This window comes from Pseudomonas sp. fls2-241-R2A-110 (assembly GCF_030209165.1).
GTDB lineage: Bacteria > Pseudomonadota > Gammaproteobacteria > Pseudomonadales > Pseudomonadaceae > Aquipseudomonas.
In genome coordinates, this window is sequence record NZ_JARVSN010000006.1 from 227,428 (window position 1) to 246,171 (window position 18,744).

The following is an 18,744-nucleotide window of genomic DNA, read 5'->3' on the forward strand; positions in this document are numbered from 1 at the left end:
GCCTCATGCCCGTCGAGGTAGCGCTGGCGCATCTGCTGGAAATGGCGGAGTCGTCAAAAATACCTGAGCGTGTACGCCTGCCGTTGGCGCAGGCCGAAGGGCGCGTGTTGGCCGAAGACCTGATCTCGACGCTCGATCTGCCGCCTTGGCCAAACAGTGCCATGGACGGCTATGCCTTGCGCATCGCTGACTGGACGGGAGAACCGCTGCCGGTCAGCCAGAAGATTTTTGCCGGTCAGGCACCTGAGCCGTTGAAGCCAGGAACCTGTGCCCGGATCTTCACCGGCGCACCGGTGCCCGCGGGGGCCGATTGCGTCGAGATGCAAGAGAATGCCGAGGTTCAGGCGGATGAGCGAGTCCGATTCATCGAGACCCTGAGTTCCGGTCAAAATATTCGGCCGCAAGGTCAGGAAACGACTGTTGGCGAGCTTGTATTGCCCGCAGGTACGCGCCTGGGTCCCATCGAGCTGGGCCTGGCGGCGTCGTTGGGACGCGCTGAGCTGGAGGTGGTGCGCAAGGTTCGGGTTGCAGTCCTGTCTACCGGGGACGAATTGGTCGAACCGGGTCAGGCGCTTGGGCCGGGACAGATTTACAACAGCAATCGCGTGCTGCTGTGCAGCTGGTTATGGCGCCTGGGTTGTGAAGTGATCGATGCCGGCATCCTTCCCGATGATTTATCGACCACCCGTGCTCGCCTGGAAGAGTTGAAGGATGTCGACCTGATCCTTTCTACCGGCGGCGTATCGGTGGGTGAGGCGGATTTCCTGGGCATTGCCTTACGCGAAGAAGGTGAATTGTCCTTGTGGAAACTTGCCATCAAACCTGGCAAACCGCTGACAGTCGGACATTTTCACGGTGTGCCGGTGATTGGCTTGCCCGGTAATCCGGCGTCGACCCTGGTCACCTTTGCCTTGTTGACCAGGCCCTATCTCTTGCGCCGTCAAGGGGTGCAAGAGGTTGAGCCGTTAAAGTTTCAGGTGCCCGCGGGATTCGACTGGCCCAAGGCTGGCAATCGCCGAGAATACCTGCGCGCACGCCTGGAAAATGGCCGGGCAATCATCTACAAGAACCAGAGCTCTGGCGTACTTCGCAGTGCCGCCTGGGCCGATGGTCTGGTCGAGGTGCTGGAAGATCGCACGCTGGTCGCCGGTGAATCTGTGAGCTTCATTGCGCTGAGCGAGTTGCTTGGCTGATCCCGGTCCCTTCGTAGTCGCGCAAGCCCGGTTGCATCTACCGGGCCTTGCGTGATGTTTGAGATCAACGTGCCAGAAGTGTCACGACCTGTTCAAAGCGGCTGTTGGCGACCCAGCCCAGCAACCCAAGGACCACGGCTGTTCCTCCCGCCGAATAGGCCAGCCGGTGTTTGATGGATTTAACGTCATTACGCACTTGGTCCATGTCTCTGCGGATGGATTTGAGGTGTGTCTCCAGTTCAATGACACGAGGTTCCATTTCAACGCCTCCAGTGGACTTTGCACTGTTCTCAGATTCAGCATGATGATTGATGCGACTTTCTGCGAGCGGTGGCACCGCACCGATCGGTAACCTGAAGTCATGGCTTTGCATGGGCTGAAACGCTCCTTGCATTGACATCACTGGAGCGGCCGATACCGCCGTCGATTGTGCTTTTCAGGGCTTTTGAAGCGGGGTTGTTCATTGCGTGCACGTCCTTGTGGGGTTGCTAATGATGATTGAGAACCACAGACACCACGGTCTACTAATCACCCTGGCTGGTCAATTGAGCCGATTCCTCACGTTTCGTAAGAAAAATCCCAGCCCTGTAGGACGCCAGCGCACTGGCGTTGAAATAATTCAATGTCTGCCGACTTTTATGGGCACCCCTGAGGTCAACATCTCTCATATGGATTTCAATCATGGGGGCGACAACAATGGGTGAGCGCAAGGCGCTGTTGATTCTGCACGGTAAGCAGGCACTCAACGAGGAGGTCCGCGCGGCCGTCGAAGGCAAGCGCAAGCAGGGCTGGGAGCTGGCCGTCCGATTGACCTGGGAAGCGGGTGACGCGCAGCGACTGGTAGGAGAAGCGCTGAGTGCAGGGTATACGCACCTGATTGCCGGCGGCGGTGATGGCACCCTGCGTGATATCGCCGAGGCCATGGCAGCGCAGTCGACCCAGGCCAGTCTGGTGCTGATGCCTCTGGGTACCGCAAACGATTTTGCTCGCGCCGCCGGCGTGCCGCTTGAGCCGGCGCCAGCCCTGGACCTGTTGGAGGCTGCGCCTCACGCCATCGATCTGGGGGAGGTTGGAGGGCAGATGTTTTTGAACATGGCCACCGGTGGATTCGGTAGTCGGGTCACGGCGAACACGTCCGAAGACTTGAAAAAGGTACTCGGCGGGGCCGCCTATCTGTTCACCGGTTTGTCGCGCTTCAGCGAGTTGCATGCCGCGTACGGTGAGTTGCAGGGCCCGGACTTTCACTGGAGTGGCGAGTTATTGGCCTTGGGCATCGGCAATGGCCGGCAAGCGGGCGGTGGCCATGTGCTGTGCCCGCACGCGCTGGCTGACGATGGTCTGCTGGATATCAGCATCTTGCCCGCGCCGCAGGAGGTGGTGAGTACGTTGAAGACGTTGCTGGCCGACGGATTCGGCATCGACAACATGTTTGTTCGAGCCCGCTTGCCATGGGTCGAGATCAAGGTTTCCGAAGGTCTGCACATTAATCTGGATGGCGAGCCCCTGGAGGGCGAAAATCTGCGCTTCAGTGCGCGGCCGGCAGCGTTGCGCGTGCATTTGCCTGAACACTCGCCACTGCTCAGTACATCGAAAAGCGGCTAGTCGTCCAGGCTGATGATTTGCTCGCGCACGGCAAACAGGACCAGGCCCGCCACGTCGTAGATCTGCAAGCGCTTCATGATCTGCGAGCGATGGGTTTCAACAGTCTTGATACTCAGGCCCAGGCCATTGGCGATTTCCCGGGTGGATTTTCCGCGGACAATCAGTCGCAGGATTTCCAGTTGCCGCGCGGTCAGGTTGTGCGAGTCCGTTGTCTGCTGCTGCTTCTGGTTGCGGATCAGTGCCTGGTTGATCACCGTGTGAGCGATGGCCGGGCTCAGATAACGTTCGTTGTTACGCAAGGCGTCCAGGGCATGTTCCAGCTCGGTCGCCGTGGTGTCCTTGAGCAAGTAGCCGTGGGCTCCGGATTCCAGCGCTTGCATGATGAGCGCAGGATCGGTGTGCATCGACAGGATCAGCACCTTGCTTTGCGGGCGCACCCGCTTGAGACGTTGCAAGGCTTCAAGGCCACCGGTCTCTCTCATGGAGATATCCAGCAGAACGATGTCGGGGGACAGCTTCTCGACCATTTCCAGTAGTTGCGAGCCGTCGTTGGCCTCGCCGATTACCGCGTAGCCAGGAATGTCCAGCACCAGAGCGCGCACGCCTGCCCTGATAAGCGAGTGGTCATCCACCAGAAGTAAGTTACAAGTCAATGCATAACCTTATTCGAACTGGCCCGTTCAAGCGCTCGGGGCGCCCAGGGAAAGAGTGCTTCGATTTGAGTGCCTTTACCCGGCTCGCTGGTCACGGCCAGGGTGCCGCCCAGTTGCTCGATCCGTTCCAGCATCCCGGCCATCCCGCGTTGTCCCTCTCTGCCGGGGTCGACTGCTGGCGCGAAACCCAGGCCGTCATCACTGATTAACAGCGTCAGGCCTTGAGGCAAACGTTGCAAGCGGACCAACAGATTTTTCGCTTCGGCGTGACGCTGAATATTAGTCACCGCTTCCTGGGTGATTCGAAAGGCGGCCACCGACATTTCCTCCGGTATTCCGGTCAGGCGCTGGTGGCATTCCAGGCTCCAGTGTATGGAGGTATTGGCCAGGGTCTTGAGCAGATGTGCCCGCAGGCTGGCTTCCAGGCCGAGACTGGTCAACTGTCTGGGGTTGAGGATGGCCGAGACATCGCGAACCTTGGCCAGGGTTTCGTCCAGAGTGTCGCAGAGCGTCGAACACTGGCCCTGCATTTCTTCCGGCATCCGGCGTTTGAGCCATTCACTTTGGAGTTTTGCAGCGGTCAGCAACTGGCCGATGTCGTCATGTAATTCGCGGCTGAGCCGGTGGCGTTCGTTTTCCTGGACTTGCAGCAGGCGGTCCGCCAGTTCTTGCGGCTCAAACTTGATCGACTTGCGTGAGAAATGTCCTTGCCCCCAGACAACCGCCAGCACCACCAGGTTGAGGACCAGCAAGCTTGCCGGCAGCGGTGCCGAAGCACTGAAAATCAGCACACTGCCAAGCGCCGAGCACAGGCATAACAAAAGCATGAGCCGTCGCGCATTTTTTGCGGAGGGTGGCCATGGCGTGAGTGATTTGAGGCTGGCGTACATAGCGGATGGAGCCAATGAATGTTCGCTGCGGGCAGATCCGCCATGGTCGCTGACGGGACTGTATTTGAAAATCTGTAGTGACTCGCTTCAAGCAATGTGCAGTCGCGCGATTTAGAAAGCTTCCAACTTGAATGGGCGCTGTTCTTGCTTCGGCGTCATCTTGCCATTAATTGACGTCAACTAATGGTCGGCATAATACCACTTAACATACCGTTGGTCGCGTTTGGTATATATGTCCATACGGTCAGGAAACAGGGCGTTTGGACGATGCTTCCACAATGGAAAAAGTTTACGAAAGGGGGGAGTTTTTATTTATATCGAACTGTCGTTGGCAGGTATGAAATATTCAATTGCGACATGAGCGTACTCAAGTTACCGAGCAGCTTCATGGCAATAAGAATAGGTAACACGGCAGGGTGTCTGACGAATTAAGCCTGGCGTTCCGAATAAGAAACGAGCGTGAACGGTTTGGAATTAACCGATGGCTGAAATGGACGGTGTCCGACCTGAAACGCAAAGGCTTCGATCAGGGAAGTCTGTTCACTGTCATCCAGGCTGAGCTGGCCGGTGGTCTGATCGATAAGTTCGAGTTGCCAGGCCATCAACGTGAAGCAGTCTTTCAAGGCATCCAGCGCCTGTTCATGCAGGTCCATGTGGTTTTGGGCGTGATTCAACAAACCATGAATATGCAGTGAAAATTCAGACACGGCTTCCAATGCGAGGGCGTCGGCCCTGCTCGCCAGTTTGAGCAGACTGCTGAGCATGCAATCGATTGCGTCTTTGTCATTGCTGATGAGTTGCAGATGGCTCAGGCACTCCTCCGACTTGGTCAGGAGCGTTTCAGCTTCGACAAGAAACTCGGGTAGCCGCTGGGCCCACTGCTTGGGTTGGTTTGGCATGCTTATCTCCACAACGTCTTGTCAAATGAGGGGATGTCGCGTGTGTCAACGCGGGCGTCCAGCGCCCTGACACTGCCATGCCGGCATGAGATCGCGCTCCGGCAAGCCTGGACGCAGGCTGGGGAACTCGAGAGGGTGGATGGCCACTTACCTGCGATCGCACACAAAAGCCTGACTCCGTTCATGCAATGAGAATGGCGTCACATTAATGGCTATTGGATATTGCGAACATCAGGTTGGGCCTGATTGTTACTAGGGGAATCCCTTACGCTTGGGAACCTAACGTGCAAACCGAGGTCGCGCCGCAGGGGAATGTAGCAGATGAAGTCACGTAGCCAGTAAAGCATGATGTTAATGTGACATCAATGTTCGTTCGTGGCATTTTGTCTTGGGGTCAAGATCCGGCGATAACAGCCGATAACTCCCTTTAGTGAATTCATCAGAACAAGCCCAGGAGTCATTGATGGCCGGCATTCTCGACACGGTAGACCAACGCACACAACTAGTGGGTGAGAATCGCCTGGAAATTCTCATGTTCCGGTTGGCCGGCCGGCAATTGTTCGCCATTAACGTCTTTAAGGTGCAGGAAGTGTTGCAACTGCCAAAACTGACGCTGATGCCGCAGCGCCATCCGTTTGTCTGTGGCGTGGTCAATCTGCGGGGCCAGACGTTGCCGGTGATCGACTTGTCCCAGGCCATCGGCATGCGTCCACTGGTGCCTAGCCCGACCAGCACGATTATCGTCACCGAATACAATCGCTCGGTACAGGCGTTCCTGGTGGGTGGCGTGGACCGCATCGTCAACATGAACTGGGAAGCGATCCTGCCACCTCCGACCAGCGCCGGCCGCCAGCATTACCTGACGGCCATCAGTAAAGTCGATGACCAGTTGGTGGAAATCATCGACGTCGAAAAAGTGCTGGCTGAAATCGTGCCGTACAACGCCAAGGTCTCCCGTGAAAAACTCGACGACCCGGTGCTGGAACGCGCCCGTGGTCGTGAAGTGCTGTTGGTGGACGACTCCAATGTGGCCCTGTCGCAATTGCGCGATACGCTGGGTCAGTTGGGCGTGAAGATGCACATCGCCAGTGACGGCTTGAAGGCGCTGAATATGCTCAAGGCATGGGCCGATACAGGCGTGTCCATGACCGACAAACTGTTGATGGTGTTCACCGACGCAGAAATGCCGGAAATGGACGGCTATCGCCTCACCACCGAAATCCGCAACGACCCGCGTCTGCGTGGCCTTTACGTTGTGTTGCACACTTCGTTGTCGGGCAGCTTCAACGACTCGATGGTGAAGAAGGTCGGCTGTGACAATTTCCTCTCCAAGTTCCAGCCGGACAAACTCGTTGACGTGGTGCGCCAGCGTCTGATGCTCGACGAAGTCCCTGCCTGATTACAGCCCGACAGGCTGGCGCTGATGCCAGCCTTTGATTCGGCGATCAAGCTCGTATAGGGTGGCGTTTTTTGTCCACCAGGGAGCTGGCCATGTTGCGTCTGAGCGCGCTTTACCGTTATCCATTGAAATCCGGCAAGGGCGAGAGCCTGCAATCGATCGGCCTCGATAAACTGGGGTTGCACGGTGATCGGCGCTGGATGCTGGTGGACGAGGCCAGCGGGCGCTTTCTGACCCAGCGTGCCGTGGCGCAGATGAGTCAGTTATCGGCGTTGTGGAACGCCGACGGCGGCTTGACCCTCAGCGCCCCAGGCCGAACATCCATCGACATCGCATTGCCTGCCAGCGACGCGGAACTGCGTGGCGTGACGATCTGGCGCGACACCTTGCGCGTGCCGGATGCCGGCGTTGAGGCGGCGGCCTGGGTCAGTGAATTCATCGGTAAACCGACGCGTCTGGTGCAAGTGCCGCTTGATCGCGCGCGAACGACCCAATCGGGTTACGGCAAGGACGATGATCAGGTCGCGTTCGCCGATGGCTTCCCGCTGTTGCTGATCGGCCAGGCGTCCCTGGAGGACTTGTCGCAAAAGGTCGGGCGCCCGCTGGAAATGCTGCGCTTTCGGCCCAACCTGGTGATCGAGGGCAGCGAGGCGTATGCCGAGGATGGCTGGAAGCGTCTGCGCATCGGCGATGTCGAGTTCCGTGTGGTCAAGTCTTGCGCGCGCTGCATTCTGACCACTATCGACCCGCAAACCGGTGAACGCAGCGAAGATCGCGAACCCTTGGCCACCTTGCAGAAATACCGTGCCGAGGCCGATGGCGCGATGTTCGGCCAGAATCTGGTCAACGACAGCAACGGCCAACTTGAAGTCGGTATGCCGGTGACGATCCTGGAATAAACCACCCTGAACAAAAATGCCCGCGTCCCAAAAGGACGCGGGCATTTTTTTGTTGCGGTGAAAACCCGGGGTTTTAGCCGCGGTATTCGCACAGGTAAGCGGTGTCGACGGCTACTTTCAGCTGGAACTTGCTGTTGGCGGGCACGTTGAACTGGCTGCCGGCGGCGAAGGTTTCCCAATCGGTGCTGTCAGGCAGTTTGACGGTCAGGGCGCCGGTCACCACGTGCATGATTTCACGCTGGCTGGTGCCGAATTCGTATTCGCCCGGAGCCATGACGCCGATGGTCGCAGGACCTTCAGCGGTGCCAAAGGCGATCGACTTGACGGTGCCGTCGAAGTACTCGTTGACTTTAAACATGGGCGATTCCTCGAAAAGGGCTAAAAAGGGCTGGCCAGTATGCACAAGGCCTCGAACGCCGTCACCTCTCGAGGGGGAGAACCTGCGGCAACAAACGCGCTGTATTGCGCGCATCTTCCAGTGCCCGGTGCTGTTGGCCATTGAACTGCATGCCCGCCAGTTGCAATGCGGCGTTGAGTCCCAGCGGACGCTCCAGGCGTCGGGCCTTGGCAAAGCGCTGTTTGAGATTCATGTGCGGCACGCTGCCCAGAGCACTGTCCAGTTGCAGACGCTGCCACTCTTGCAGCAGTTGCTTGCGATCGTAGTCGCCCCAACTGGCCCAGCCCTCCAGAATCGACTGATGTTGCTCCAGCCATTGCTCGAACGACGGCCATACCTCGCTCAGCGTCTGCGCTGCGTCGACATTGGCCTGAGTGATATGGGTCAGCTCCCGGCAAAACGGCGTCAGCAACGGCCGCTTCAACGGTCGAACGAAGCACTGGAAAAAATCCACTTCGCGCCCTTTACGGTCGACGAGGGTGGCACCGATTTCGATGATTTCCATTTCTGTAACAGGCCATCCACCGTCATCGGTGGTGGCTTCCAGATCGATTACCAGCCAATGAGGCATCGCAGGGTTCCTGGTATCCGCGTCCTGATAGGACTTGAGCGTAGCCAAACCCGACGGATCCGCCTAGCGGCTTATTCGACCTCCAACAAAATCTGACGATTTTTAACCTGATCGCCGACCCGGACCTGCAAGCGCTTGAGCACTCCGTCGATGCCTGACTTGAGCGGATGCTCCATTTTCATTGCTTCGAGCACCACCAGCAGCTGACCTTTGCTGACCGGGCTGCCTTCACTGACCAATACATCGACGATCGCCCCGTCCATCGGTGCCTTCAGGGTACCGCTGCTGACGCTGGCCTGAGCGCTGACCAGCGCCTGGGTCCGATCGATCAGCCGCAGGCTGCCGGGACGGGTGGACAGCCACAGTTGACCCGCGTCGAGACGGTAGGCATAGCGTTGGCGAATGCCATCGATGTCCAGCGTTGCCCAGCGCCCGTCGCACTGGATGACCTTCAAGTGGAGGGTTCGAGGACCGACCGTCAACCTGTAAGGTTGGTCAGGCAGAGCGTTCAGTTCCACCTGCCAGTCCTGATCTTCCACGCCGATGCGATAGTGCAGGGGCACACTGGCGTTGTTGCGCCAGCCGGCCAGCGGGGCGATGTAGGTCTGCGCCGAGGCGTGATAGAACAGCGCGGCAGCAATGGCCAGTTCTTCAGCGCCCGGAACGTGCGGATGCAGGCAAGGGTGGTCGGCGAAAAAGCTCGGGATGAACCCGGTGCTGAACTCGCCGCTGATGAACTGCGGGTGTTGCAGCAAACTGGCGAGTAAACGCTGATTGCTTTGCACCCCCAGCAACACGCTGTCCTGTACTGCCCGCAGCAACTTGCGCCGGGCCTCTTCGCGGGTAGCACCATGGGCGATGATTTTGCCGAGCATAGGGTCATAGAACGGGCTGATGGCCTGGCCTTCGATCAAGCCATGATCGATGCGCACACCGTCCTGCAACGCAAGTTCCCAGGCCTCGATCCGACCGGTTTGCGGCACAAAACCCTGCGCCGGATCTTCGGCGTACATGCGCACTTCCATGGCATGCCCGTTGAGTGGCACCTGCTCTTGTCGCAATGGCAGAGGCAAGCCTTCGGCGACGTGCAACTGCCAAGCCACGAGGTCCAGGCCGGTGATCAATTCGGTGACCGGATGCTCCACTTGCAGCCGGGTGTTCATCTCCAGGAAATAAAACTGCCCGCGCGCATCCAGCAGGAACTCCACGGTACCGGCGCCGATGTAATTGACTGCGCGCCCAGCCTTGAGCGCCGCGTCGCCCATGGCCTGACGCAATTCGGTGGTCATGACCGGGCAGGGCGCTTCTTCGATGACTTTTTGATGGCGCCGCTGGATCGAGCAGTCGCGCTCGCCGAGGTGGATCAAGTGACCGTGTTGGTCGCCGAACACTTGCACTTCGACATGCCGTGGATCGATCAGCGCTTGTTCGAGGATCAGCTCGTCGCTGCCAAACCCGTGCAGGGCCTCGGAGCGCGCGGTTCGCAATTGTTCCAGCAGGTCCCCAGCGCTGTGCACCAGGCGCATGCCGCGTCCGCCACCCCCGGCGCTGGCCTTGATCATCAGCGGGTAACCGATGCGCCCGGCTTCGCGGGTCAAGGTCGCATCGTCCTGTTCAGGGCCTTGATAGCCGTTGATGCAGGGTACGCCGGCCGCGAGCATGGCGAGCTTCGACAGGCGCTTGCTGCCCATCAGCTCAATGGCTTCGGGGCTGGGGCCGATGAAGGTGATGCCGGCGCGTTGGCAGGCGCGGGCGAATTCGGCGTTTTCGGAAAGAAAACCATAGCCGGGGTGAATCGCGTCGGCACCGGTGCGGCGGGCGGCGTCGAGGATGGCCGGGATGTTCAGGTAGGACTGCTGCACCGGGGCCGGGCCGATGTTGACGGCCTGGTCGGCCATTTGTACGTGCAGGGCGTCAGCGTCGGCATCGCTGAAGACAGCGACGGTGCGGTAGCCCAGGGCTTGGGCCGTGCGCTGGATGCGGCAGGCGATTTCACCACGGTTGGCGATCAGGATTTTTTTGAGGGCGGGCATTGGATCTTCTCTCAAGTTGTGCGGTGACAGTTATGGCCTCATCGCGAGCAGGCTCGCTCCCACAGGGAATGCATTGCAATGTGGGAACTGGCTTGCGTGCGATGCTTTTAAGAAGCCCACCCCGGTTTGCGTTTTTGCACGAACGCCATCGTCCCCTCGACCCCTTCCGCGCCAGTCACCGCTTCGCTGAACCACTCAGCCGCTTCGTCCAACAACGCATCGGATGGCTGGCCGGCGCTCGCCAGCAATAGCTTTTTCGTCGTCGCATTCGCCCCCGGCGCGCAGCACAGCACATGGGCGAGCACTTCATCGAGACGCTCGGCCAAGGCTTGTGCGTCATGCTCGACGAAATGCACCAGCCCCATGCGGCGCGCCTGGGTGCCATCGAACCGCGCCGCCGTCAGCGCCAGTCGACGTGCATGGGTCAAGCCGATGCGCTGGACCACGAACGGCGCAATCTGCGCCGGCAGCAGACCCAGGCTGGTTTCCGGCAGGCCGAATTGCGCGTTGTGATCGGCCAGGGCAATGTCGCTAACGCACGCCAGGCCCAATCCACCGCCGAGCACCGCGCCTTGCAGCACGGTGATGACCACTTGCGGCGCGTGTTGCACCGCTTGCAGCAGCGCACCGAAGGCTCTGTTCAAGTCGCGATAGGCGCTTGCCCCATGAGTGCGAGCATTGGCCATGTCCTTGATGTCGCCACCGGCGCAAAAATGCCCGCCGGCACCACCGATTACCACTGCGCGAACCGCTCGATCATCGTGCACCGTCGCCAGCACCGCGCGCAGTTCGTCGACCATCTGCAAGCTCATGGCGTTGCGGCTGTCCGGACGATTGAGGGTGATGTGCAGCACGCCGTTGTGTGATTCCAGCAGCAAGGTCTGACAAGCAGGCAGGGCGCTCATTTCTTTTTCCCCGGCAGGATGCCCATGAGTTTGCAGATGATCCCCAGCATGATTTCGTCGGCGCCGCCGCCAATCGACACCAGCCGCACGTCACGGTAGGCGCGGGCCACCGGGTTGTCCCACATGAAGCCCATGCCGCCCCAATATTGCAGGCAGCTGTCGCTGACCTCGCGGCCCAGGCGCCCGGCCTTGAGTTTGGCCATCGACGCCAGGCGCGTGACGTCCTGGCCTTTGATGTATTGCTCGGTGGCCTGGTAGACCAGTGCGCGCAAGCATTCGATTTCGGTTTGCAGTTCGGCGAGGCGGAAGTGAATGACCTGGTTATCGATCAGCGCGCTGCCGAACGTCTTGCGTTCCTTGCAATACTCGATGGTGCTGTCGACGCAGTATTCCAGGCCCTTGATCATGTTCGCCGCACCGAACAGGCGTTCTTCCTGGAACTGCAGCATCTGCATCATGAACCCCGCACCTTCGTGACCGATGCGGTTGCGCTGCGGCACGCGCACATTGTCGAAAAACACCTGGGCGGTTTCCGAACTGCGCATGCCGAGCTTGTCCAGGTGCGAGCTGAGGCTGATGCCCGGGGTGTTCATCGGCACCATGATCAGCGACTTGTTGACGTGCGGTTTGTCGTCCGAGGTGTTGGCCAGCAAACAGATGAAGTCGGCGCTCGGCGAGTTGGTGATCCACATTTTGCTGCCGTTGATCACGTAGTCGTCGCCGTCCTTGCGGGCGGTCGTTTTCAACCCGGCCACGTCGGAACCGGCGCCGACTTCGGAGACGCCGATGCAGCCAACCTGTTCGCCGGTAATCGCCGGGCGCAGGAACTCTTCGCGCAATTCATCGGAGCCGAAGCGGGCGAGGGCCGGTGTGCACATGTCGGTTTGCACGCCGATGGACATCGGAATCCCGCCGCAGTGGATGGTGCCGAACTCTTCGGCCGCAACGATCGAATAGCTGTAGTCGAGGCCCATGCCGCCAAACTTTTCCGGTTTGGAAATCCCCAGCAATCCGAGGTCACCGGCCTTGCGGAAGATCTCGTGAATCGGGAAGCGCCCGGCCTTTTCCCATTCATCGACGTGCGGGTTGATCTCATGATCGACGAACTGGCGGACGGTGCGACGCAGTGCTTCGTGTTCCTGGGTGAAGATCATTCTTATTGTTCTCCTGTGACCTGCGATCAGAATCTCGCGACGCCAAAACTGTTGGTTTGCAGCGGCCGTACGTCAGCGTCATGACAGATGTCCAGCAGATACCCGAGCAACGTGCGGGTATCGCGCGGATCGATCAAACCGTCGTCCCACAGATTGGCGCTGGCATAAAGTGCCGTGGACTGGCTGTCGAGTTTCTGCGCGGTGACCTGCTCCAGCATGTCGAGCATTTTCGGGTCGGGCACCAGACCGTCCTTGAGCTGCTTGGCCTCGGTGACGATGCGCAGCACTTTGCCGGCCTGGGCACCGCCCATCACCGCCGTGCGGCTGTTGGGCCAGGCGAAGATGAAGCGCGGGTCGAGACCACGGCCGCACATCGCGTAGTTGCCGGCGCCGTAGGAGCCGCCGACGACAATGGTCAGCTTGGGCACTCGGGCGTTGGCCACCGCTTGAATCATCTTCGCGCCATGCTTGATCACGCCTTGCTGTTCCGATTCGGTGCCGACCATGAACCCGGTGGTGTTGTGGAAAAACAGCAGCGGTGTCTGGCTCTGGTCACAGAGCTGAATGAACTGCGCCGCCTTGCTCGCCCCCCTGGGCGTGATCGGGCCGTTGTTGCCGATGAATCCGCAGGCGCGTCCCTGAATGTGCAAGTGACCGCAAACGGTCTGCTGATCGAATTCGCTCTTGAACTCGAGGAAGTTCGAAGCGTCGGCAATTCGCGCGATGATTTCGCGCACGTCATAGGGTTTTTTCGGGTCGTCGGGAATCAGCCCGAGCAGTTCGTCGATAGGGTAGAGCGGGTCTTCCCAATACCGGGCGGGCGCGGCGGGCAAGCGCGCGTTCCACGACAGCAGGCTGACGATTTCGCGTACCTGGCGCACGCCATCGGCGTCGTTCTCGGCCAGGTATTCGGCAGTACCGGCGGTTTGCGCGTGCATCTCGGCGCCCCCCAATTCTTCGTCGGTCGCGACCTCGCCGGTGGCGGCCTTGAGCAGCGGCGGGCCGGCCAGAAACAGCTTGGCTTTGCCCCGCACCACCACCACGTAATCCGAGAGGCCTGGCTGGTAAGCACCGCCCGCCGTGGCCGAGCCGTGGACCACGGTGATCTGCGGCAGGCCCATGGCTGACATTCGCGCCTGATTGGCAAAAGTGCGCGCGCCTTCAACGAAAATCTCTGCCGCGTAATTGAGGTTGGCGCCGCCGCTCTCGGCGAGGGTGATGACCGGCAGTTTGTTTTCCATGGCGATCTGCTGCAGGCGCAGGGATTTTTTCAAACCGCTGGGGGAAATGGTCCCGCCCTTGATCGCGCTGTTGTTCGCCACCACCAGCACCCGCACGCCGGAGACGTAGCCGATGCCGGCAATCAGACCGCCACCGGCCGAGCTGCCGTCCTTGTCGTCGTGCAGTTTATAGCCGGCCAGGCTCGCCAGTTCGAGGAACGGCGCGCCAGGGTCGAGCAGTAGATTGAGGCGCTCACGGGGCAGCAACTGGCCGCGCTTGTCGAACTTGTCTTTGGCTTCGGCTGCTTTGTTCAGCAGGTTTTGCTCAAGCTGTCGGACCTGCTCGATGCCGGCCAGCATCGCGGTTCGGTTGTGGGCGAACTGTTCACTGAGCGGGTCGACCTGAGACTGGATCACCGGCATGGCTTATTCCTTATCCTTGAGCACTTCGGGTAAGTACGCGCGGTGGAAACCGTTGTACGACACACTGTTGGTGGCCTTGTGAATCGGCCACGCACGGCCGCCCAGGCTCGCCGCGCCGTCGATACGCAAGGTGCTGCCGCTGATGAACGCGGCGGCCGGGCTCAGCAGGAAAACAATCGCCGCGCTCACTTCCGATTCCGTGCCGATGCGTTTGAGCGGCACGTGTTCGCGCAGGGTCGGAATCACCGCTTTGAACGCGCCCTCGTAAGTGTCCATGCCGCTGGAAGCGATCCAGCCCGGCGCCACGGCGTTGACCCGCACCCCGGCGTAACCCCATTCGAAGGCGGCGGTCTTGGTCAGGTTGTCCATGCCCGAACGCGCCGCGCCCGAGTGGCCCATGCCGGGCATGCCGCCCCACATGTCGGCGAGCATGTTGACGATGGCGCCGCCGTGCTTGCTCATGGATTGATTGAACACCTCCCGGGCCATCAGGAAGCCGCCCACCAGGTTAGTGCGCATCACGGTTTCAAAACCTTTCTGATTGATCGAGGCCAGCGGCGAGGGGTATTGCCCGCCGGCATTGTTGACCAGGCCATGAATCGGCCCGTGCTTGCGAATCAACTCGCTGACCAGGTGCGTGACCGCTTCTTCCTCGCGAATGTCGCAGATGGCCCAGTCCGCCGTGCCGCCGTCTTCGGCTATCTCGGCAGCGGCGCTTTTCAACTTGTCGGCCTTGCGTCCGACCAACAACACATGCGCGCCGAGGGCCGCCAGTTCGTGGGCGGTGCAACGGCCGATGCCACTGCCGCCGCCGGTGACGATGATGGTTTGGCCGGAAAACAGATCGGCTCTGAAAATCGAATCGTAAGCCATGGCGACAGTCCTCTAGTTGACCTGGTCGGCGATGCGCTGGGGCACCGGAATCTGGATCTCCAACAGCTGCTGGGCGAATGCCTTGCCTTGCGGATCGATGCGCAGGCTGGCCACGCCACCGCCGCCGAGCGCGTTCTCCAGAAGAAAATTGAAGCTGTGGGTGCCGGGCAAATACCAGCGTTCGACGCGTCCGTGAATCGGGTCGAGGACGTGGCTCATCCAATCGACCATCACTTCAGGCGTCAGGGCTTCGGCGATCCACGGCAGATACTCGGGCTCGCGGGCCATGACGCCGATGTTGCTGTGATTGCCTTTGTCACCCGAGCGGGCCACGGCGAGTTTGATCAGCGCCACGCTGGCATCGGCGCGGCCAGTGGGTTGTGGCGGATCGAACGGCACGGGCAGGTCAGCCGGGTCGAGCACATCGACGGCGGGCAGGGCGCACGGGTGGCGTTGCCCCTTGAGATCAATCTCCAACGTGCACGCAGTTTTGTCGATGAGGAACGAGAACAGCCGGATCAGCGGATACACCGTCGGGCGGCCCCCGACAATGCCGGTCAACCCCGGCGCCATGCCCGTCGCGGCCTGGGCGATTTCCCGGGAGAACACAATCAAGGCTTGTTTGCTCGGATGGCGCACGGCGAGCTTGATCACCACTTCGCGACTGTCCTGGCGCTGGCCGTGCGGGCCGTAGGTGGCTTCGCTGCCGAGCAGCTCGATGTTCACTTCGCTGTAGGGCGCCCAGCCGCGCTGGCTGAAGATTTCCGAGGTCTTGTTGATGATCGCCTCGCTGACTCGACGGGCCTTGTCGACCGCGTCGATCCCCGCGATCAGGCAACTGGCGGTGCAACGGAACCCGTCCGGGTACGTGGCGCTGACCTTGTACTGATCGGGGGACGGCAGGCCTTTTGCGCCGTGCACCTGAACCGCGTTTATGCCTTGTTGCACCAGTTTGACTTCAGTGAAATCGCAGACCACGTCCGGCAAAAGGTAGGCCTGCGGGTTGCCGATTTCATACAGCATCTGTTCGCCGACGGTCAGCGGCGTGACCAGTCCGCCGGAGCCTTCGGGTTTGCTGACGATAAATTGGCTGTCGGCGCTAACCTCGACGATGGGGAAACCGATGTGTTCGTAATCGGGCACGTCACGCCAATCGGTAAAATTGCCGCCGGTGCATTGGGCGCCGCATTCGATGATGTGCCCGGCCAGGGCGGCTTGGGCCAGCTTGTCGTAGTCATGCCAGGACCAGCCGAATTCATGCACCAGCGCGGCGCTGACCACCGCGCTGTCGACCACGCGTCCGGTGATGACGATGTCGGCACCCAGGCGCAGGGCTTCGACGATACCCGGTGCGCCGAGGTAGGCGTTGGTCGAGACGCACATCGGTGGCAAGGGCGCGCCGCTGAACATCTCCTGGGCGCCAAGGCTGCTCAGCTGTTTGAACTGCGGTTGCAAGTCATCGCCCAGCAGCACGGCGATTTTCAGCGCCACGCCGGCTTTGTCGCACGCTGATTGCAGGGCGGCGGCGCAGGCTTGCGGGTTGACCCCGCCAGCGTTGCTGATGACACGGATCTGTTGTTCGGCGAGTTGCCCCAGCAGCGGACTGAGGACTTCGATGAAGTCACCTGCATAGCCTGCCTGCGGGTCTTTCATCCGTGCGCCGGCCATGATCGACATCGTTATCTCGGCTAAATAGTCGAAGACCAGATAGTCCAGACGCCCACCTTCCACCAGTTGCGCGGCGGCGGTCGAGGTGTCGCCCCAGAACGCGCTGGCGCAGCCGATGCGAATCGTTTTAGGCACAGTCAATTCCATAACCCTCTCCGACAGAAGTGCATCGAGACTACCAAGCAAGCGCTTGGTTTGTAAACGGCTGAAATATCTTCTCCCCGAGCGCTTGCTTGGTAGCCGTTGCCAGCTTAAATTGCCCGCGCATCCCGCTGTTTTAGCGGCGAGCGGCGCCTCTGATTGATCGACTGTAGGAGAGAACGGGTGGACGAGCAAAAAGCCCTGAGGGTCATGCGCGAATTGGTAGACAGCGGCCAATTGACCGACCCGGACAGCGCCCGCGGCAAACTGCTGCAAGTGGCGGCTCACCTGTTTCGCAACAAAGGTTATGAACGCACCACCGTGCGCGATCTGGCCGGCGCCGTGGGCATTCAGTCGGGCAGTATTTTTCATCACTTCAAAAGCAAGGACGAAATCCTGCGGGCGGTGATGGAGGAGACTATCCGCTACAACACCGCGTTGATGCGCGCAGCCCTGGCGGAGGCGAGCAACGTGCGCGAACGGGTATTGGCGCTGATTCGCTGCGAATTGCAGTCGATCATGGGCGGCAGTGGTGAGGCGATGGCGGTGTTGGTGTATGAATGGCGTTCGCTTTCCGAAGACGGGCAGGCGCAAGTGCTGGCCTTGCGTGACATCTATGAAGCGCTTTGGCTGCAGGTGCTGGGGGAAGCCAAGGACGCCGGTTTTATCCGTGGGGATGTGTTCATTACGCGTCGCTTCCTGACGGGTGCATTGTCCTGGACCACCACCTGGTTTCGTGCCGATGGCAGCATGAGCCTCGATCAATTGGCCGATGAAGCACTGATTCTTGTACTCGAAGAAAAACATTAAGTTTGTTCTGAGGCCGCAGGAAACTGGCTAAGTGGCCGAAACCGCCTAGTTTGAATGCATTGATGCGTATTTTTGGGGAGTGGGTTGTTTTGATGTCTTCGCCAATCAGGATGGCCTCGCGGCTTTTGCTGGCATCGCTTGCAGCGTTATGCGTATTGCCGTCCCAGGCTGCGCAATTGGTGCGGATCGGTGCCGCCCATTTTCCACCCTATACCGTGCGCCCCGAATCCGGTGCCGACACGGGCCTGCTCCCGCAATTGGCGGAAGCCTTGAACCGGTTGCAGAGCGACTATCAGTTCGTCCTGGTACCGACGTCGATTCCCCGGCGATTCGGTGATTTCAAGCAAGGCCGGGTCGACATGGCGATTTTCGAGAACCCCGACTGGGGCTGGAAGGACATTCCCCACACCAGTGTCGACATGGGGCTTGAAGACGCCGAAATTTTTGTCGCGCAACGCCAGCCTGATCGCCAGCAAAACTATTTTGCCGATCTCACCGGCAAACGTCTGGCGCTGTTCAGCGGCTATCACTACGAGTTCGCCAACTTCAATGCCGAACCGAAATTTCTCGCGCAAAACTACAACGCCACGCTGACCTATTCCCACGACAGCAACCTGCTGATGGTGCTGCGCGGGCGGGCGGACATTGCCCTGGTGACGCGCTCCTACCTGAGCGATTACCTGCTGCGCAACGAGAAAGTCGCCGACCAGTTGCTGGTGTCCCAGCGCATCGATCAGGTGTATCACCACTACGCCATCCTCAGCCCGGCCGCCCCCATCAGTGGCGAAGCGTTCGGCAAATTGCTGAAAAGGCTGCGGGACAATGGCCAAATGCTGAAGATTTTCGATCCGTACAAGATCGCCGTGGTGCCAGTTCCAGGAAGCTGAAAACACGCCACAGGTCGCGTATTTCGCGCGTTGCTTAAATTTCCTGCCCCGCTGCCGCCATGGATCTGTGTTCGCAGGACTCGTGTGGGAGCGAGCTTGCTCGCGATGAGGGCTGCGCAAGCACCAC

18 protein-coding genes are annotated in these 18,744 nt (G+C 60.0%); 6 read left to right on the forward strand and 12 right to left on the reverse strand.

Going from position 1 to position 18,744, the window contains the following annotated elements; genetic code table 11:
• Positions 1 to 5 precede the first annotated feature (5 nt).
• On the forward strand, positions 6 to 1,193 hold the full coding sequence (locus QRN31_RS05215; protein ID WP_502942447.1) for a molybdopterin molybdotransferase MoeA: 1,188 nt from the start codon (positions 6 to 8) through the stop codon (positions 1,191 to 1,193).
• 64 nt (positions 1,194 to 1,257) lie between these two features.
• Here the strand turns inward: QRN31_RS05215 and QRN31_RS05220 are convergent, their stop codons facing one another.
• A complete protein-coding gene (locus QRN31_RS05220; RefSeq protein ID WP_285430616.1) occupies positions 1,258 to 1,566 on the reverse strand; it encodes a hypothetical protein in 309 nt (102 codons plus the stop codon).
• 323 nt (positions 1,567 to 1,889) lie between these two features.
• Between QRN31_RS05220 and yegS the strand changes: the two genes are divergently transcribed.
• A complete protein-coding gene (gene yegS, locus QRN31_RS05225; protein WP_285430666.1) occupies positions 1,890 to 2,795 on the forward strand; it encodes a lipid kinase YegS in 906 nt (301 codons plus the stop codon).
• Here the strand turns inward: yegS and QRN31_RS05230 are convergent.
• From QRN31_RS05230 to QRN31_RS05240, 3 genes are all read right to left on the reverse strand, one after another.
• Positions 2,792 to 3,448, reverse strand: a complete 657-nt coding sequence (locus tag QRN31_RS05230; protein WP_285430618.1) for a response regulator — start codon at positions 3,446 to 3,448, stop codon at positions 2,792 to 2,794. The genes yegS and QRN31_RS05230 overlap by 4 nt on opposite strands.
• Positions 3,445 to 4,338: a sensor histidine kinase gene (locus QRN31_RS05235; protein ID WP_285430667.1), complete on the reverse strand. Its 894-nt coding sequence runs from the start codon at positions 4,336 to 4,338 to the stop codon at positions 3,445 to 3,447. The genes QRN31_RS05230 and QRN31_RS05235 overlap by 4 nt, the downstream gene beginning before the upstream one ends.
• Positions 4,339 to 4,766: 428 nt before the next feature.
• Positions 4,767 to 5,237 (reverse strand): hypothetical protein, encoded by a 471-nt coding sequence (locus QRN31_RS05240; RefSeq protein ID WP_285430619.1) that lies wholly within the window; start codon positions 5,235 to 5,237, stop codon positions 4,767 to 4,769.
• 463 nt (positions 5,238 to 5,700) lie between these two features.
• Here QRN31_RS05240 and QRN31_RS05245 point away from each other — a divergent pair, with 463 nt between their 5' ends.
• Positions 5,701 to 6,636: a chemotaxis protein CheV gene (locus QRN31_RS05245; protein WP_131060074.1), complete on the forward strand. Its 936-nt coding sequence runs from the start codon at positions 5,701 to 5,703 to the stop codon at positions 6,634 to 6,636.
• A gap of 92 nt (positions 6,637 to 6,728) precedes the next feature.
• Complete coding sequence (locus QRN31_RS05250; RefSeq protein WP_285430622.1) at positions 6,729 to 7,535, forward strand: MOSC domain-containing protein; 807 nt, start codon at positions 6,729 to 6,731, stop codon at positions 7,533 to 7,535.
• 73 nt (positions 7,536 to 7,608) lie between these two features.
• On the opposite strand, the gene ppnP is transcribed toward QRN31_RS05250, so the two are convergent.
• The 8 genes from ppnP to QRN31_RS05290 form a co-directional block, all read right to left on the reverse strand.
• A complete protein-coding gene (gene ppnP, locus QRN31_RS05255; protein ID WP_010461229.1) occupies positions 7,609 to 7,893 on the reverse strand; it encodes a pyrimidine/purine nucleoside phosphorylase in 285 nt (94 codons plus the stop codon).
• A gap of 61 nt (positions 7,894 to 7,954) precedes the next feature.
• Complete coding sequence (locus QRN31_RS05260) at positions 7,955 to 8,503, reverse strand: 3'-5' exonuclease (protein WP_285430624.1); 549 nt, start codon at positions 8,501 to 8,503, stop codon at positions 7,955 to 7,957.
• Between the two features lie 71 nt (positions 8,504 to 8,574).
• Positions 8,575 to 10,536, reverse strand: coding sequence for an acetyl/propionyl/methylcrotonyl-CoA carboxylase subunit alpha (locus QRN31_RS05265; RefSeq protein WP_285430626.1), 1,962 nt, complete (start codon positions 10,534 to 10,536; stop codon positions 8,575 to 8,577).
• A 107-nt stretch (positions 10,537 to 10,643) separates the two neighbouring features.
• The gene (locus QRN31_RS05270; RefSeq protein WP_285430628.1) at positions 10,644 to 11,441 is read right to left on the reverse strand and encodes an enoyl-CoA hydratase/isomerase family protein; all 798 of its coding nucleotides are present in this window, start codon (positions 11,439 to 11,441) and stop codon (positions 10,644 to 10,646) included.
• On the reverse strand, positions 11,438 to 12,595 hold the full coding sequence (gene atuD, locus QRN31_RS05275) for a citronellyl-CoA dehydrogenase (RefSeq protein ID WP_285430630.1): 1,158 nt from the start codon (positions 12,593 to 12,595) through the stop codon (positions 11,438 to 11,440). The genes QRN31_RS05270 and atuD overlap by 4 nt, the downstream gene beginning before the upstream one ends.
• A 26-nt stretch (positions 12,596 to 12,621) precedes the next feature.
• A complete protein-coding gene (atuC, locus tag QRN31_RS05280) occupies positions 12,622 to 14,238 on the reverse strand; it encodes a geranyl-CoA carboxylase subunit beta (protein WP_285430631.1) in 1,617 nt (538 codons plus the stop codon).
• A 3-nt stretch (positions 14,239 to 14,241) separates the two neighbouring features.
• On the reverse strand, positions 14,242 to 15,111 hold the full coding sequence (locus tag QRN31_RS05285) for an SDR family oxidoreductase (RefSeq protein WP_285430633.1): 870 nt from the start codon (positions 15,109 to 15,111) through the stop codon (positions 14,242 to 14,244).
• Positions 15,112 to 15,123: 12 nt separating this feature from the next.
• On the reverse strand, positions 15,124 to 16,914 hold the full coding sequence (locus QRN31_RS05290; RefSeq protein ID WP_285430634.1) for an acyclic terpene utilization AtuA family protein: 1,791 nt from the start codon (positions 16,912 to 16,914) through the stop codon (positions 15,124 to 15,126).
• Between the two features lie 189 nt (positions 16,915 to 17,103).
• Here QRN31_RS05290 and QRN31_RS05295 point away from each other — a divergent pair, with 189 nt between their 5' ends.
• Together QRN31_RS05295 and QRN31_RS05300 are read left to right on the forward strand one after the other, a co-directional pair.
• Positions 17,104 to 17,730, forward strand: a complete 627-nt coding sequence (locus QRN31_RS05295; protein WP_285430636.1) for a TetR/AcrR family transcriptional regulator — start codon at positions 17,104 to 17,106, stop codon at positions 17,728 to 17,730.
• A gap of 92 nt (positions 17,731 to 17,822) precedes the next feature.
• Complete coding sequence (locus QRN31_RS05300) at positions 17,823 to 18,617, forward strand: substrate-binding periplasmic protein (RefSeq protein ID WP_285430638.1); 795 nt, start codon at positions 17,823 to 17,825, stop codon at positions 18,615 to 18,617.
• Positions 18,618 to 18,744 lie beyond the last annotated feature (127 nt).

Excerpts from the sequence above, each read along its gene's own strand:
- QRN31_RS05215 (WP_502942447.1), top strand. The coding sequence starts at position 6 with ATGCCCGTCGAGGTAGCGCTGGCGCATCTGCTGGAAATGGCGGAGTCG.
- QRN31_RS05220 (WP_285430616.1), bottom strand. The coding sequence starts at position 1,566 with ATGCAAAGCCATGACTTCAGGTTACCGATCGGTGCGGTGCCACCGCTC.
- yegS (WP_285430666.1), top strand. The coding sequence starts at position 1,890 with ATGGGTGAGCGCAAGGCGCTGTTGATTCTGCACGGTAAGCAGGCACTC.
- QRN31_RS05235 (WP_285430667.1), bottom strand. The coding sequence starts at position 4,338 with ATGTACGCCAGCCTCAAATCACTCACGCCATGGCCACCCTCCGCAAAA.
- QRN31_RS05240 (WP_285430619.1), bottom strand. The coding sequence starts at position 5,237 with ATGCCAAACCAACCCAAGCAGTGGGCCCAGCGGCTACCCGAGTTTCTT.
- QRN31_RS05245 (WP_131060074.1), top strand. The coding sequence starts at position 5,701 with ATGGCCGGCATTCTCGACACGGTAGACCAACGCACACAACTAGTGGGT.
- QRN31_RS05250 (WP_285430622.1), top strand. The coding sequence starts at position 6,729 with ATGTTGCGTCTGAGCGCGCTTTACCGTTATCCATTGAAATCCGGCAAG.
- ppnP (WP_010461229.1), bottom strand. The coding sequence starts at position 7,893 with ATGTTTAAAGTCAACGAGTACTTCGACGGCACCGTCAAGTCGATCGCC.
- QRN31_RS05260 (WP_285430624.1), bottom strand. The coding sequence starts at position 8,503 with ATGCCTCATTGGCTGGTAATCGATCTGGAAGCCACCACCGATGACGGT.
- QRN31_RS05265 (WP_285430626.1), bottom strand. The coding sequence starts at position 10,536 with ATGCCCGCCCTCAAAAAAATCCTGATCGCCAACCGTGGTGAAATCGCC.
- QRN31_RS05270 (WP_285430628.1), bottom strand. The coding sequence starts at position 11,441 with ATGAGCGCCCTGCCTGCTTGTCAGACCTTGCTGCTGGAATCACACAAC.
- atuD (WP_285430630.1), bottom strand. The coding sequence starts at position 12,595 with ATGATCTTCACCCAGGAACACGAAGCACTGCGTCGCACCGTCCGCCAG.
- atuC (WP_285430631.1), bottom strand. The coding sequence starts at position 14,238 with ATGCCGGTGATCCAGTCTCAGGTCGACCCGCTCAGTGAACAGTTCGCC.
- QRN31_RS05285 (WP_285430633.1), bottom strand. The coding sequence starts at position 15,111 with ATGGCTTACGATTCGATTTTCAGAGCCGATCTGTTTTCCGGCCAAACC.
- QRN31_RS05300 (WP_285430638.1), top strand. The coding sequence starts at position 17,823 with ATGTCTTCGCCAATCAGGATGGCCTCGCGGCTTTTGCTGGCATCGCTT.